Below are 14298 nucleotides of genomic sequence, written 5' to 3' on the forward strand. Positions count from 1 at the left end.
GGGCCGATGTGGCCCGCGCCCCCTTCCGGTGTCGCACCTCAGCCGGTCAGCTGCCGTGCCCGGGCCACCAGGTCGCGCACCGAGTGGTCGGTGAGCTCCGGCAGCCGGTCGTAGTCGAACCAGCGCAGGTCCAGCGACTCCTCGCTGATCAGCGCCTGGGCGCCGGCCGGGGCCAGCGCGATGTACTGGACGTCCAGGTGGGTGTTCTCCGGCCGGTCCTTGCCGGCGCAGCGCACCAGGTGCCGGTCCAGCTTGGCCGGCACCGGGGTGCCGCCGCTCTCCAGCAGCACCAGGTCGGGGATGCCGGACTCCTCGACGGCCTCGCGCAGCGCGGCCGAGGCGAGGTCGCGGTCGCCGGGCTCGCAGTGCCCGCCCATCTGGAGCCACATGCCGACCTTGGGGTGCAGGGTCAGCAGCACCCGCCCGGCGGCCGGGTCGACGACCGCCGCGCTCGCGGTGATGTGCGCGGGCAGGCAGGAGCGGTACAGGCCGTCGGGCCGCGCGGCGAGGTGCTCCAGGTAGTCGAGCCGCAGCCGCTCCTGGTCCTGGTCGGCGGGCCGCCACCCGCCCAGCGCGCGGACGGCGTCCGCGTGCAGGCCGGAGGAGGTCTCGGTGGCGGGCGTCTCGGTGGCCGTCATGCGGTGGGCTCGCCCTTCCCGTCGGTGCCGTCCTCGTCGGTCTTCGGCTGCTCGTCCTTCTTGGTGAGGTCGGGCTTGCCGGCCGCGGCCTCGCCGAGCAGCTTGTCGAGCGCGTCGAAGTCGATGCCGCCCTCCAGGTCGTCGGCGGAGCCCCGGTGGACGAAGGCGTCCGGGTCGTCCAGGTCGGCGGCGGTGGGCAGCATGTCCGGGTGCTCCCAGAGCGCGTCGCGGCCCTCGATGCCGCGGGCGTCGGCGAGCAGTGCCCAGAGCCGGGAGGCGTCGCGCAGCCGGCGCGGGCGCAGCTCCAGGCCGACCAGGGTGGCGAAGGTCTGCTCGGCGGGCCCGCCGGCCGCGCGGCGGCGGCGGACGGTCTCGCGCAGCGCGCCGGACTGCGGCAGGTGCGGCTCGGCGGCGGCGTGCACGACGGCGTCGACCCAGCCCTCGACCAGCGCGAGCGCCGTCTCCAGGCGGGCGAGCGCGGCCTTCTGCTCGGGGGTGTCCTCGGGCTGGAGCAGGCCGCCGGCCAGTGCCTCCTGGAGCGCCTCCGGGTTGGTGGGGTCGAGCTGGCCGACCAGCTCCTCCATCCGGGAGGTGTCGACCTTGATGCCGCGCGCGTAGGCCTCGACGGCGCCCAGCAGGTGGGCCCGCAGCCACGGCACGTGGGCGAAGAGCCGCTGGTGGGCGGCCTCGCGCAGGGCGAGGTAGAGCCGGACCTCGTCGGCGGGCACGCTCAGGCCCTCGCCGAACTCGGCGACGTTCTGCGGCAGCAGCGCGGCCTTGCCGGCCGGGGCGAGCGGCAGGCCGATGTCGGCGGAGCCGACCACCTCGCCGGCGAGCGCGCCGAGCGCCTGGCCGATCTGGGTGCCGAACATGGCGCCGCCCATCGAGCGCATCACGCCCATCAGCGGGCCGGCCATGGCCTGCATCTCCTCGGGCAGGACGCCGCCCATGGCGTTGCCGACCCGCTCGGCGACCGGGTCCACCAGGTCCTTCCAGACCGGGAGGGTGGCCTCGATCCACTCGGCGCGGCTCCAGGCGACGGCGGTGCCGGCGCCGGAGGGGAACTCGGTGGAGCCGTCGAGCCACAGGTCGGCCAGGCGGACGGCCTCGGCGACGGCGGAGCGCTCGGCCGCGCTGACCGAGCGGTCCTTGCTCTTGCCCTCGGCGGGCTCGGCGACCACGGTCTGGCGGGCGATGTTCGTGGCGAGGTCCCAGTTCACCGGGCCGCCCTCGAAGGAGAGCATCTGGCCGAGCTGCTGGAAGGCGGCGCCGAGGTCGCCCGGGTTCATGCCGCCGAACATCGCGGCGAAGGGGTTGTCGGCACCGGCGCCGCCGGGGCCGCCCGGGGCGCCGGGCATGCCGAAGAGCGCGCCGAAGGGGTTGCCGCTCCCGAAGCCGAACGGCTGCGGGCCGCTGTCGGACTGCTCCTGGTCCTTCTTCTTCTGCGCGTCGTCGGGCTTGGCCTTGCCGTCCTCGGGCTCCTCTGGCGGAACGCCGAATCCGAAGGGAAGGTCGCTCACGGGGTCCTCGATCCGGTCGGCCGTCATGCGGGTGTGGCGGGAAAGTCTGCGCCCGGGGCGGCGGCGGAGTGGGGGACTCGGGGCGGCTCCCGCGCGGCAGGCCCGCGCCGGGTGCACCACCGGGCCTTCGCCTCGGGCAGGATGGACGTACGTGACACACGTCCGTACGCACATAAAGCTAACCGTGGAGGATGGCCGGTGAGTTCCCCGCCCTCGGACGTTCGCTCTGGGCTGACCGGAGGAGAGACCGGAGGAGAGGACGCGTCGGACACCACGGCGTCGCCGCCTCCAGCCTACGGCGGACGGCCGCTGACCGTGGCGGTCACGGGCGCCGCGGGGGTGCTGGGCGAGCGGGTCGCCGCCCGGCTGGTGGCCTCGCCGCACGTGCGGAAGGTCCTCGCGGTGGACGACCGGCGCGGCGACGTGCCGGGCGTGCAGTGGCGGGTCCTCGACGTGCGTGACCCGGCGGTGGCCGAGCGGCTGGCCGGGGTCGACGTGGTGGTGCACCTGGCGATGGACTTCGGCATGGAGTCGGACGCCCGGGCCCGCAGCGCCTACAACGTGCGCGGCGCCCAGACGGTGCTGACCGCGGCCGCGGCGGCCGGGGTGCACCGCGTGGTGCTGTGCACCTCGGCGATGGTCTACGGCGCGCTGGCCGACAACGAGGTGCCGCTGGCCGAGGACTCCGAGCTGCGGGCCACCGAGGAGGCCTCGCTGGTCGGGGACCTGCTGGAGATCGAGCGGCTGGCCCGCCGGGCGCCGCGCGCCCACCCGGGCCTGCAGGTGACGGTGCTGCGCCCGGCCGTGGTGGTGGGCCCCGGCGTGGACACCGTGCTGACCCGGCACTTCGAGGCGCCCCGGCTGCTGGTGGTGGCCGGCTCCCGGCCGTGCTGGCAGTTCTGCCACGTGGACGACCTGGCGGCGGCGCTGGAGTACGCGGCGCTGGGCCTGGTCGAGGGCGAGGTGACGGTCGGCTGCGACGGCTGGCTGGAGCAGGAGGACGTGGAGCGGCTGTCCGGGATCCGGCGGATGGAGCTGCCGGCCTCGCTGGCGCTCGGTACGGCCGCGCGGCTGCACCGGCTGGGCCTGACCCCGGCCCCGGCCGGGGACCTGGCGTACACGATGTACCCGTGGGTGGTGTCCGGCAGCCGGCTGCACGAGGCGGGCTGGCGCCCGGCGCACACCAACGAGCAGGTGCTGGCCGAGCTGCTGGAGCAGGTGTCCGGCAAGCACGCGGTGGCCGGGCGCCGGCTGGGCGGCAAGGAGGCGGCGACCAGCCTGGGGGCGGCCGGGGCGACGGTGGCGCTGGTCGGTACGGCGGCGCTGGTGCGCCGGGCCCGCAAGCGGCGGCGGTTCTGAGCGGCCGGTCCTGAACGGCCGGTCCTGAGTGCCGGTTCCGATCGGCCGGTGCCGGACGGCGGGGCCCGGCCGGCGGGCGGCGCTCTCCCTCGATTTCTCACGATGCGAAATTCCGGAACCGCGGTGCGGAAAGCACTTGCCCCGGAGCGTCCCGGATGGGGAATCATGGGGTCATGTCCGACAACCACGACCCCATCCGCCTGCTCGCCATCCGCGACACCCCGCTCTCGCTGGACGAGGTGTACGAGGCGGTCGGCGACGACGCGGCCGGCGGCACCACCGTCTTCGTCGGGACGGTCCGGGACCACGACGGCGGCAAGTCGGTCTCCGCGCTGGAGTACAGCTGCCACCCCACCGCCGAGCAGGAGCTGCGCCGGGTCGCCGAGAAGGTGGCCGCGGACTTCCCGGTCCGGGCGCTGGCCGCGGTCCACCGGGTGGGCCGGCTGGAGATCACCGACAAGGCCGTGATCGTCGCCGTCTCCTGCGCCCACCGCGGCGAGGCCTTCGCGGCCGCCCGCCGGCTGATCGACGACCTCAAGCACGAGGTGCCGATCTGGAAGCACCAGGTCTTCTCCGACGGCGCGGAGGAGTGGGTCGGCGCCGGCGACTGCTGAGGCCGGCCCGGACCCGACGGAACCGGACCGGACCGGACCGGACCGGACGGCACGGAACCGGACGCGGGGGCACCGAGCCGGTCGGAACCGAACGGCACACCTCGCGCGTCCGTCGGGTCAGGCGCGCCGCGGTCTCACTCCAACGGGTCCGTGCCGGCGCTCCGGATACTCCCTGGAAGTGAGCCGATCGGCCGTCCCGTAACCCGGACGGCGCCGGCCGCGTTGTCCGCCGGAGTGGTTAATCTGCTCATAGACACGACGAGCTGGGAGTGCTGGTATGGGTGTGCTCGCCTGGTTGATCATTCCGGTTGTCGCCGTCCTGGTCGCCGCCCTCTGGGCGGGGTGGGCCCAGCGGGCCCCGCGGGCCACCGGCGATCCGGCCTCACTCGCCGAACACCGGCGCTTCATGGCCGCGATGGAACGCACCACCGCGGGCGCCGCCGCCCCGGGTGAGGGCTCCGGCCGGTAGCCCGGCGGGCGCCGCTTCAGGCACGTCCCGTACTGTCGAGGCATGCCACGCCGCTCCGCGACGATGCTCGCTGCCACCCTGCTGCTCATAGCGCTGCTCTGCGTCTCGGTGCTGATGAAGGTGCCGTACACGGAGATGAGCCCGGGGCCGACGTACAACACGCTCGGCAACCAGGGCGGCAAGCCGGTGATCAGCATCAGCGGGCACGAGTCGTACCCGACGACCGGGCACCTCAACATGACCACCGTCCAGGTCACCGGGGCCAAGTACGAGCCCAGCCTGGTCAACGCGGTGGTCGGCTGGCTGCGGGACGACGTGCTGGTGGTGCCGCACGACAACGTCTACCCCAAGGGGCAGTCGGACGCGGACGCCAAGAAGCAGAACGCCGAGGAGTTCGCCTCCTCCGAGGACAGCGCCCGCACCGCGGCGCTCAAGCAGCTGGGCGTGCCGGTCGGCAGCGAGCTGATCGTGAAGTCGGTCACCGCGGGCGCCCCGGCCGAGGGCCGGCTGCACGCGGGCGACCAGATCGTGGCCGTGGACGGCGTCCCGGCCGGCTCGGTCGAGCAGGTGGTCGCGGCGGTCACCAAGCACAAGCCGGGAGAGTCGGCGGTCTTCACCGTCGTGCCGCGGGTCAAGGACGCGAACGGCGTCGCCACGGCGGGCGGGAAGACCGACGTCACCGTCCCGACCGTCCGGGCCAAGGACCTCGACCCGAAGGCCCCCGCCGAGCGGGCGGAGCTCGCGGTGGTGGGCATCGGCACCGGGATCCGGCACACCTACCCGTTCCAGATCGACATCGGGCTGCAGGACGTCGGCGGCCCGAGCGCCGGGCTGATGTTCTCGCTCGGCATCATCGACAAGCTCACCCCGGGCGGCGACCTCACCGGCGGCAAGTTCGTGGCCGGCACCGGGACCATCGACGACGACGGCAAGGTCGGGCCGATCGGCGGCATCTCGATGAAGCTGATCGCCGCCCGGGACGCCGGGGCCGAGTACTTCTTCACCCCGTCCTCGAACTGCGCCGAGGCGACCAAGAACGTCCCGTCCGGGCTGACCCTGATCAAGACGGACACGCTGGACAGCGCGCTGAAGTCGCTGGAGCAGGTCCGCTCGGGGCAGACCTCCGCGCTGCCGTCCTGCGCCGCCAAGTAGCGGCCGGGCAGTCGCCGGGCAGTCGGCGAGCAGCGGCCGGGTAGTCACCGGGTAGCCGCCGGGCAGCGGTCGGGCCGTCGGCACGGGGCCTGCCGGGCAGCCGCCGGGGCGGCCGCCCGGGAACGTCGGCGGGAAGGCGTCAGGCGAAGGTCGCCAGCAGCGCGTCGGTCAGGCCGGGCACCAGGTCGGGGCCGGTCAGCACCTCGCGGGCGACGTCCTTGGAGCGCAGCCGCAGCGCGATCTCCTTCTTGCCGCCGCGGAGCACCGCGGCGGTGATCCGCACCTCCTCGCGCTTGGGGTGGTTGGCCACCCACTCGGCGAGCTGGGCGTCGGAGGCGCCGCGCGGGCGGGACTGCTCGGCGCCCGGGGGCAGCATGAGGCGCTCGACGACCAGGGCGCAGCCGGCCACGGAGTCGGGCCAGGCGATGGTGCCGAGGAACTTGTCGAGCTCCATGCCGGCCGGCAGCTCGTCCTGCTCGATCGGGGTCAGGCCGGGCTCGTCGCCGTCGGCGAGGCCGAGCTGCTTGGCGATCTTCGGGTTGGCCTTGCGCAGGGCGGCGCTGTCCACCAGGGCGAACAGCCGGGCCGGGAGGTCCCAGCCGAGGGTGGAGGCGTACTCGTCGATCTCCAGCGCGGCCCGGGTCAGCGGGGTGGCGGCCGGGAGCTTGGAGACGTCGTCGGGGGAGTTGTTCAGATCAGACGCGTCGGACATGCCTCAATCCTCACACGCCGGGCGGGGCGCGCTCGCCGGAAGGCCGCCGGGGGCGGTCGGGGGTCGTCGCGGGGGTTGTCGCGGGCCGTCGGGAGGGCCGGGGGAGCCGTGGCGGGGACGGCCGGCGGCGGGCGGTCGTCGTAACCGTCTGCTAACGGTGGGAACTCGGCCAAAGCCTGGTTAAGTTGCTCTGACGACCGACCCCATTCAGACGACACAGCCGAGGTGCCACCGTGGTCTTCCAGATGCCCGAACGCTCAGGGCCGGGTTTCCGGCGCAGGGTAGGCCCGCCCTCCCGGCGGGCGCGGGTGGCCCTGCTGACCCTGGGCGTGCTCGCGGTGCTCTTCCTGCTGTTCGTCATGTTCGCGGGCTTCTGGACGGACTGGCTGTGGTTCAGGTCGGTCCACTTCTCCTCGGTGTTCACCACCCAGCTGTGGACGAAGATCGGCCTGTTCGGGGTGTTCGGCCTGCTGATGGCGGTGATCGTCGGCTTCAACATCTGGCTGGCGCACCGGCTGCGGCCGCCGCTGTCGGCGATGTCGGTGGAGCAGCAGAGCCTGGACCGCTACCGGTCGGGCCTGGCGCCGTTCAAGCGCTGGGCGCTGATCGGGGTCTCGCTGGTGATCGGCCTGGTGGCCGGCGCCGCGGCCTCGGGCCAGTGGCGGACCTGGCTGATGTGGACGAACTCGACCTCCTTCGGTGAGAAGGACTCGCAGTTCGGCATGGACGTCTCGTTCTACGCCTTCGACCTGCCGTTCTACGAGTTCGTGCTGGGCTTCGCGTTCAGCGCGGTGATCGTCTCGCTGCTGACCTCGGCGCTGGTGCACTACCTGTACGGCGGGCTGCGGCTGCAGGGCCCGGGGCGCCGGGCGAGCGCGGGCGCGCAGGGGCACCTGGCGGTGCTGCTGGGCGTGTTCGTGCTGCTGAAGGCCGTCGCGTACTGGCTGGACCGGTACGCGCTGGCGGTGAAGACCGGCTCGTACAAGGGCGTCTCGGGCTGGACGGGTCTGCGCTACGTGGATGCCAACGCGTTCCTGCCGGCCAAGACCATCCTGTTCTTCGTCGCGATCATCTGCGCGGTGCTGTTCTTCCTGACCCCGATCCGCCGCACCTGGGCCCCGGCCCTGATCGGCCTGGGGCTGATGGTGCTGTCGGCGGTGCTGATCGGCGGGCTGTACCCGGCGATCGTGCAGCAGTTCCAGGTCAAGCCGAACGAGCAGGCCAAGGAGACGCCGTACATCCAGAAGAACATCGACGCCACCCGCCAGGCGTACGGGATCGCGGACGCGCAGACCACCCAGTACACCCCGCAGGGCACGACCAACGCCGACGCGCTCAAGCCGGACGCGCAGACCATCGCGGACATCCGGCTGCTGGACCCGAACGTCGTCTCGCCGGCGTTCCAGTCGCTGGAGCAGCAGCGCAACTACTACGCCTTCCCGAACACGCTGGACGTGGACCGCTACGGCACCGGGCAGGACAAGCAGGACAGCGTGATCGGCCTGCGTGAGCTCGACCTCAACGGCGTGCAGCGCAACTGGATCAACGACCACTTCAAGTACACCCACGGCTACGGCGCGGTGGTCGCCAAGGGCAACCAGGTCGACGACAAGGGCCAGCCGGTGTTCACCGAGTCGGGCCTGCCGGCCACCGGCACGCTGGGCGACTACCAGCAGCGGATCTACTACGGCGAGAAGACCACCACGTACTCGATCGTCGGCGGCGCCAACAAGGAGATCGACTACACCGATCCCAAGACCGGCCAGAACGCCGAGTACACCTACTCCGGCGGCAGCGGCGTCTCGCTGGACAACCCGCTGACCCGGGCCGCGTACGCGGTGCGCTTCACGGAGCCGCAGATCCTCTACGCGGGGGCCATCACCGACGGCGCCAAGGTCATCTACAACCGCACGCCGAAGGAGCGGGTGGAGAAGGTCGCGCCGTGGCTGTCGATCGACGCCGACCCGTACCCGGTGGTGCAGGACGGCCGCGTGGTCTGGGTGCTGGACGGCTACACCACCTCGGACGGCTTCCCGTTCTCCTCGAAGACGACGCTGGGCGCCGCCACCAAGGACTCGCTGACCAACCAGCGCGGTGAGCTGCTGACCGCCGCCAACCAGGTCAACTACATCCGCAACTCGGTCAAGGCCACGGTGGACGCCTACACCGGCGAGGTGAAGCTCTACCAGTGGGACGACAAGGACCCGGTCCTGAAGACCTGGATGAAGGCCTTCCCGGGCACCGTCGAGCCGAAGGCGGACATCCCGCAGACGCTGCTGCCGCACCTGCGCTACCCGCAGGACATGTTCAAGGTGCAGCGCGACCTGCTCGGCCAGTACCACGTCACCGACGCCAACTCCTTCTTCAACGGCAGTGACATCTGGCAGGTCCCGGTGGACCCGAGCAGCGACACCAAGCAGGTCCAGCCGCCGTACTACGTGACGGTGCGGATGCCGGACACCAACACCGCGAACTTCTCGCTCACCAGCACCTTCGTGCCCAACCAGCGGCCCAACCTGGCGGCCTTCATGGCCGTCAACGCGGACCCGGGGGACGACTACGGGAAGATCCGCATCCTGAAGATGACGGGCGAGAGCGGCGCCCCCGGCCCCGGCCTGGTGCAGTCGAAGTTCAACTCCCGCCAGGAGGTGGCCAACCAGATCTTCGCCCTGAAGAGCGGCGGGGACGCCGAGCTGGAGTACGGCAACCTGCTGACCCTGCCGGTCGGCGGCGGGCTGCTCAACATCGAGCCGGTGTACGTGCGCGGTCGCGGTGCCAAGTACCCGACGATGCAGAAGGTCCTGGCGGTGTACGGGGACGACAACGTGGCGTTCGAGGACACCCTGGAGGCCGCGCTGAAGAAGGTGTTCGGCGGGGCGCCCCCGTCGACCACCCCGATCGTGCCGTCCACGCCGGGCACCGGGACCGCTCCGACCACCACCCCGACGGCACCGGCGACGCCGGCGCCGGGCGGGACGATCTCGCCGGAGCTCCAGAAGGCGCTCTCGGACGCGGAGAAGGCGTACGGCGACAGCCAGACCGCGTTCAAGAACGGCGACTGGGTGGCCTACGGCAACGCCCAGAAGGCGCTCGGCGACGCCCTGAAGGCCGCGGAGGCGGCCCGCGGCGGCAGCCCGGCGCCGGCCCCGGCCGGCACTCCCGCCCCGGGCGCCACCGGCGGCGGATCGCCCAGCCCGCAGCCGTAGTCCGCGGAGGCGGCCGCTGAGCTGCGGTAACCGTTTTCCGTTCCACCCCGCGCCCGTGCTATGGTTTAACCACCGACGCGGGGTGGAGCAGCTCGGTAGCTCGCTGGGCTCATAACCCAGAGGTCGCAGGTTCAAATCCTGTCCCCGCTACAAAGGCCAGAGGCCCGGAGGATTCTTCCTCCGGGCCTCTGGTGTTTCCCGCGCCGCTCCCGGGCCGTTCTCGTCCGGAAGCGGCGGGAACCGCTCCGGTACTATCGACCGTCGCCAAGGAGGACGGCAACGGGGTTTGTGGGGTTGACGTGTCGGGAAATCGACAAAGCGCCGAAGCAATTTCGTCGGCTTCGGGTCGGCCCCGCCGGAATTCGGCCGGGGCAGGTGTACGCGGGTACTGGGTGATGCGACGATGGGACACATGGGGGACGGTGCGCGGCCGCTGACCGGCCGTCGGGTCCGGCGCCTCCCCTGGGAGTCCCCCCGGACGCACGCCGGGGCACGATGCCGCGACACTCTGGGGGAGCGGGAGTCGGCATGAGGCTGATCGGCAAGTCAGGCGCCAGGTCCTCGGCGGCCGCCGAGGCGGACACCGACGCCTGGGCGGAGAGCGCCGAGCGTACGGCCAACCACCCCGGAGCCCTGCCCGCCCAGCGCACCAGCGGACTGTCCGAGCGCCCCCCGACCCAGGGCTACGGGCCCGACAGCCTCGTCCACGTGTCGACCCGTCAGTTCGCCGCCGCCGTCGGCGCGTACGGGGAGCAGCCCGGCGGGGAGCCGGGCGCCGGCGCCGCGATCGACCCGGCCGGCCTCGACTCGACCAGCTTCGAGACCGCCCTCGCCGCCCGCGAGTCCGCCGCGCTGGAGGCCCGCCACCGGCAGGCCGCCGACGGCGGCGACCCGGACGCCGCCTGCCGGCTCGGCACCCTGCTGCTGCGCCGCGGCGAACTGGAGGACGCCGAGCCCTACCTGCGCGCCGCCGCGGCCGCCGGGGTGCGCGCCGCCGCCAACAACCTCGGCGTGCTGCTGCACCAGCAGGGCCACCGCGCCGAGGCCGGGCAGTGGTGGCGCCAGGCCGCCGTGGCCGGCAGCGCGCCGGCCGCGCACGCGCTCGGGCTGCAACTGCGCGACCAGGGCGAGGAGGAGGCCGCCGAGTACTGGCTGCACTACGCCGCCGACCACGGCCACCCGCTGGGCGCCTACGCCCTGGGCGACCTGATGGAGCACCGGCGGGACGTGCGCGCCGAGCGCTGGTTCAAGGTCTCCGCCGACGCCGGGCACCGGGAGGCCTCCTACCGGCTGGCCCGGATGCGCGAGGCCGCCGGGGACAAGGAGACCGCCGAGACCTGGTACCGCACCGCCGCCGCCCGCAGCCACGCCCGCGCCGCGCTGCGCCTGGGCGTGCTGCTGGAGGAGCGGGCCCGCGCCGACCGGTCGCTGCTGGACGAGGCGGCCCGCTGGTACCGGCAGGCCGCGCAGAACGGGGAGCCGCGCGCGGCCTGCGCGCTGGGCTTCCTGCTGCGCGACTCCGGGGACCTGGCGGCCGCCGCCGAGTGGTGGCAGGAGGCCGCCGAGGCCGGGGACGGCAACGCCGCCAACGCGCTGGGGGCGCTGCACGCGAGCCGCGGCGAGGCCGCCGCGGCCGAGCGCTGGTACCGGGCCGCGCTGGACGCGGGCGACCAGAACGGCGCCTTCAACCTCGGCCTGCTCTGCGCCGGCACCGGCCGCGAGCAGCAGGCCGAGCAGTGGTACCGCCGGGCCGCGTACGCGGGGCACCGGGAGGCCTGCAACGCGCTGGCCGTGGTGTTGCTGCAGCGCGGCGACGAGTCCGGTGCCCAGCCCTGGTTCTCCAAGGCGGCCGAGGCCGGCAGCGTGGACGGGGCGTTCAACCTCGGCGTGCTGCACGCCGGGCGCGGCGAGCAGCAGCAGGCCCAGGAGTGGTACGCGCGGGCCGCGGCCGAGGGGCACGGCGAGGCGGCCCTGCAGCTCGCGGTCGTCCAGGAGCAGCGCGGCAACCTGGGCGGGGCGCTGGAGCGCTACCGGCAGGCGGCGGCCGGCGGTTCGGCCGAGGGCGCGTTCCGGCTGGCCTCGCTGCTGGACCGGCGCGGGGACGCGGACGCCGAGGCCGAGCACTGGTACGCGCTGGCGGCCGACGCCGGGCACCGCCGGGCGCAGGTGCGGATGGGTGTGCGGGCGGCCGAGCGCGGGGCGCTGGAGATCGCCGAGAGCTGGTACCGGCGGGCCGCCGAGGCGGGCAGCCGCAGTGCCGCGTTCAACCTGGGGCTGCTGCTGGCCCGGCAGGACAGCGAGGCCGAGGCGATGCTCTGGTACACCCGGGCCGCCGACGCCGGGCACGGCCGGGCGGCGCTGCGCCTGGCGCTGCTGGCGCTGCGCCGCGGGGAGCCGATGCAGGCGGAGAACTGGTGCCGGCGGGCGATCGACTCCGGGCCGGCCGAGGTGGCGGAGCGGGCCGGGCGGCTGCTGGGCGCGCTGAACGCGGAGTTGAGCGCGTAGCGGGGCAACCGGGCGGCTGGGGGCGGCGGTTCGGCCGGGGCGGCTGGGGGTAGCCGGGAGGCAGGGGGCAACCGGCGGGCTAGGGGCGGCAGTTCGGGCACAGGCCGCGGTAGGTGACCTCGGCGGCGGTGACGGTGAAGCCGAAGCGCTCGGCGGCGGGGAGGGCGGCGAGCGGGTCGCCCTGCGGTTGGACGTCGCGGATCGCGCCGCAGCCCGAGCAGATCAGGTGCTGGTGGGCGCGGTGGGCGTTGGGGTCGTAGCGCTTGGCGCGGCCGTCGGCGGCGACCTCCAGGACCTCGCCGAGGGCGACGAGTTCGCCGAGCGTGTTGTAGACGGTGGCGCGGCTGATCTCCGGCAGTCGGGTCGTCGCGCGGGCGTGCACCTCGTCCGCGGTGAGGTGGACGTGTTCGCCGTCCAGGACCTCGGCCACGACCCGGCGCTGCGAGGTCAGCCGCCAGCCTCTCGCGCGCAGTCTCTCCAGCAGGTCGCTCATGCCCTCCAGAGTAGGTCACGCTCCGAGATTGGTTCCAGTATTGACTTGGACAAAGTCCAAGTTAGGATCGTGTCATCACGACCGGATACCGCGGAGGCACTCCCATGACGACCCAGGACGAGCTGCGCCCGACCCTGACCACGGAGGCGGGTGCCCCCGTCGCCGACAACCAGAACACCGAGACGGCGGGCCCCGGGGGCCCGGCGCTCATCCAGGACCAGCTGCTGTTCGAGAAGCTCGCGCACTTCAACCGCGAGCGGATCCCGGAGCGCGTGGTGCACGCCCGCGGCGCCGGCGCGTACGGCACCTTCACCGTGACCGCCGACCTGACGCCCTGGACCCGGGCGGCGTTCCTCTCCGAGGTCGGCAAGCAGACCGAGACGTTCCTGCGCTTCTCCACGGTGGCGGGCAACCTCGGCGCGGCCGACGCGGTGCGCGACCCGCGCGGCTTCGCGCTGAAGTTCTACACCGAGGAGGGCAACTACGACCTCGTCGGCAACAACACCCCGGTGTTCTTCATCAAGGACGCCATCAAGTTCCCCGACTTCATCCACACCCAGAAGCGCGACCCGTACACCGGCTCGCAGGAGGCGGACAACGTCTGGGACTTCTGGGGCCTGTCGCCCGAGGCCACCCACCAGGTGACCTGGCTGTTCGGCGACCGCGGCATCCCGGCCTCGTACCGGCACATGAACGGCTACGGCTCGCACACCTACCAGTGGCAGAACGAGGCCGGCGAGCACTTCTGGGTCAAGTACCACTTCAAGACCGACCAGGGCATCCGCAACCTCACCCAGGCCGAGGCCAACACCCTCGCCGGCGAGGACCCGGACAGCCACCAGCGCGACCTGCGCGAGTCGATCGAGCGCGGCGAGTTCCCCAGCTGGACGGTGCAGGTCCAGATCATGCCGGCGGCCGACGCGGCGAACTACCGCTTCAACCCCTTCGACCTGACCAAGGTCTGGCCGCACGCCGACTACCCGCCGATCGAGATCGGGAAGCTGGAGCTCAACCGCAACCCCGACAACGTCTTCGCCGAGGTCGAGCAGTCGGTCTTCTCCCCGGCGCACTTCGTGCCCGGCATCGGCCCGTCCCCGGACAAGATGCTCCAGGGCCGCCTGTTCGCGTACGCCGACGCCCACCGCTACCGGGTCGGCATCAACGCCGACCACCTGCCGGTGAACCGTCCGCACGCCACCGAGGCCCGCACCAACAGCCGGGACGGCTACCTGTACGACGGCCGCCACGGCCGGCAGAAGAACTACGAGCCGAACAGCTTCGGCGGCCCGGTGCAGACCGGCCGTCCGCTGTGGGCCGCGACCGCCGTCGACGGCCCCACCGGCAACCACGTCGCGCCCTCGCACGCCGAGGACGACGACTTCGTGCAGGCCGGCGACCTCTACCGGCTGTTCTCCGAGGAGGAGAAGCAGCGCCTGGTCGCCAACCTGGCGGGCTTCATCGCCAAGGTCTCGGCCGACCGCGAGGACATCGTGGAGCGGGCGGTCGACAACTTCCGCAAGGCCGACGCCGACTTCGGGCAGCGGCTGGACGCGGCGGTCCGGGAGCTGCGCAAGCAGTAGCCCCGCGCACCCGGGCGAGAACGGCGGGCCCCGGTGACCTGCTCCCACAG

Annotated in this window: 11 protein-coding genes and 1 tRNA gene; 8 read left to right on the forward strand and 4 right to left on the reverse strand. The window is 73.3% G+C overall.

Annotated elements, in window-relative coordinates:
- Positions 1-38 precede the first annotated feature (38 nt).
- Together ACFU7Z_RS23140 and ACFU7Z_RS23145 are read right to left on the reverse strand one after the other, a co-directional pair.
- Positions 39-638, reverse strand: coding sequence for an NUDIX hydrolase (locus tag ACFU7Z_RS23140; protein WP_380779345.1), 600 nt, complete (start codon positions 636-638; stop codon positions 39-41).
- Complete coding sequence (locus ACFU7Z_RS23145; RefSeq protein ID WP_074001562.1) at positions 635-2158, reverse strand: zinc-dependent metalloprotease; 1524 nt, start codon at positions 2156-2158, stop codon at positions 635-637. The genes ACFU7Z_RS23140 and ACFU7Z_RS23145 overlap by 4 nt, the downstream gene beginning before the upstream one ends.
- A gap of 198 nt (positions 2159-2356) precedes the next feature.
- On the opposite strand from ACFU7Z_RS23145, the gene ACFU7Z_RS23150 reads away from it, so the two are divergent.
- From ACFU7Z_RS23150 to ACFU7Z_RS23165, 4 genes are all read left to right on the forward strand, one after another.
- Positions 2357-3517: an NAD-dependent epimerase/dehydratase family protein gene (locus tag ACFU7Z_RS23150; RefSeq protein ID WP_107086545.1), complete on the forward strand. Its 1161-nt coding sequence runs from the start codon at positions 2357-2359 to the stop codon at positions 3515-3517.
- Between the two features lie 173 nt (positions 3518-3690).
- A complete protein-coding gene (locus ACFU7Z_RS23155; RefSeq protein ID WP_241852763.1) occupies positions 3691-4131 on the forward strand; it encodes a molybdenum cofactor biosynthesis protein MoaE in 441 nt (146 codons plus the stop codon).
- 295 nt (positions 4132-4426) lie between these two features.
- Entirely contained in the window at positions 4427-4600 is a 174-nt protein-coding gene (locus tag ACFU7Z_RS23160; RefSeq protein WP_234348548.1) for a hypothetical protein, read from the forward strand.
- Between the two features lie 42 nt (positions 4601-4642).
- Positions 4643-5752: a PDZ domain-containing protein gene (locus tag ACFU7Z_RS23165; RefSeq protein ID WP_049655905.1), complete on the forward strand. Its 1110-nt coding sequence runs from the start codon at positions 4643-4645 to the stop codon at positions 5750-5752.
- 139 nt (positions 5753-5891) lie between these two features.
- On the opposite strand, the gene ACFU7Z_RS23170 is transcribed toward ACFU7Z_RS23165, so the two are convergent.
- The gene (locus tag ACFU7Z_RS23170) at positions 5892-6464 is read right to left on the reverse strand and encodes a PPA1309 family protein (protein WP_049655907.1); all 573 of its coding nucleotides are present in this window, start codon (positions 6462-6464) and stop codon (positions 5892-5894) included.
- A gap of 245 nt (positions 6465-6709) precedes the next feature.
- On the opposite strand from ACFU7Z_RS23170, the gene ACFU7Z_RS23175 reads away from it, so the two are divergent.
- From ACFU7Z_RS23175 to ACFU7Z_RS23185, 3 genes are all read left to right on the forward strand, one after another.
- Positions 6710-9670: a UPF0182 family protein gene (locus ACFU7Z_RS23175; protein WP_074001563.1), complete on the forward strand. Its 2961-nt coding sequence runs from the start codon at positions 6710-6712 to the stop codon at positions 9668-9670.
- A 76-nt stretch (positions 9671-9746) separates the two neighbouring features.
- Positions 9747-9820: transfer RNA gene (locus tag ACFU7Z_RS23180), tRNA-Met, on the forward strand.
- A 378-nt stretch (positions 9821-10198) separates the two neighbouring features.
- Positions 10199-12175, forward strand: coding sequence for a sel1 repeat family protein (locus tag ACFU7Z_RS23185; protein ID WP_380779348.1), 1977 nt, complete (start codon positions 10199-10201; stop codon positions 12173-12175).
- A gap of 79 nt (positions 12176-12254) precedes the next feature.
- On the opposite strand, the gene ACFU7Z_RS23190 is transcribed toward ACFU7Z_RS23185, so the two are convergent.
- The gene (locus tag ACFU7Z_RS23190; protein ID WP_049655052.1) at positions 12255-12668 is read right to left on the reverse strand and encodes a Fur family transcriptional regulator; all 414 of its coding nucleotides are present in this window, start codon (positions 12666-12668) and stop codon (positions 12255-12257) included.
- A 104-nt stretch (positions 12669-12772) separates the two neighbouring features.
- On the opposite strand from ACFU7Z_RS23190, the gene ACFU7Z_RS23195 reads away from it, so the two are divergent.
- The gene (locus ACFU7Z_RS23195; RefSeq protein ID WP_380779350.1) at positions 12773-14248 is read left to right on the forward strand and encodes a catalase; all 1476 of its coding nucleotides are present in this window, start codon (positions 12773-12775) and stop codon (positions 14246-14248) included.
- Positions 14249-14298: the final 50 nt, after the last annotated feature.

Source organism: Kitasatospora sp. NPDC057518, assembly GCF_042802075.1.
Lineage (GTDB): Bacteria > Actinomycetota > Actinomycetes > Streptomycetales > Streptomycetaceae > Kitasatospora.

Excerpts from the sequence above, each read along its gene's own strand:
- ACFU7Z_RS23165 (WP_049655905.1), top strand. The coding sequence starts at position 4,643 with ATGCCACGCCGCTCCGCGACGATGCTCGCTGCCACCCTGCTGCTCATA.
- ACFU7Z_RS23170 (WP_049655907.1), bottom strand. The coding sequence starts at position 6,464 with ATGTCCGACGCGTCTGATCTGAACAACTCCCCCGACGACGTCTCCAAG.
- ACFU7Z_RS23155 (WP_241852763.1), top strand. The coding sequence starts at position 3,691 with ATGTCCGACAACCACGACCCCATCCGCCTGCTCGCCATCCGCGACACC.
- ACFU7Z_RS23140 (WP_380779345.1), bottom strand. The coding sequence starts at position 638 with ATGACGGCCACCGAGACGCCCGCCACCGAGACCTCCTCCGGCCTGCAC.
- ACFU7Z_RS23190 (WP_049655052.1), bottom strand. The coding sequence starts at position 12,668 with ATGAGCGACCTGCTGGAGAGACTGCGCGCGAGAGGCTGGCGGCTGACC.
- ACFU7Z_RS23175 (WP_074001563.1), top strand. The coding sequence starts at position 6,710 with ATGCCCGAACGCTCAGGGCCGGGTTTCCGGCGCAGGGTAGGCCCGCCC.
- ACFU7Z_RS23195 (WP_380779350.1), top strand. The coding sequence starts at position 12,773 with ATGACGACCCAGGACGAGCTGCGCCCGACCCTGACCACGGAGGCGGGT.
- ACFU7Z_RS23185 (WP_380779348.1), top strand. The coding sequence starts at position 10,199 with ATGAGGCTGATCGGCAAGTCAGGCGCCAGGTCCTCGGCGGCCGCCGAG.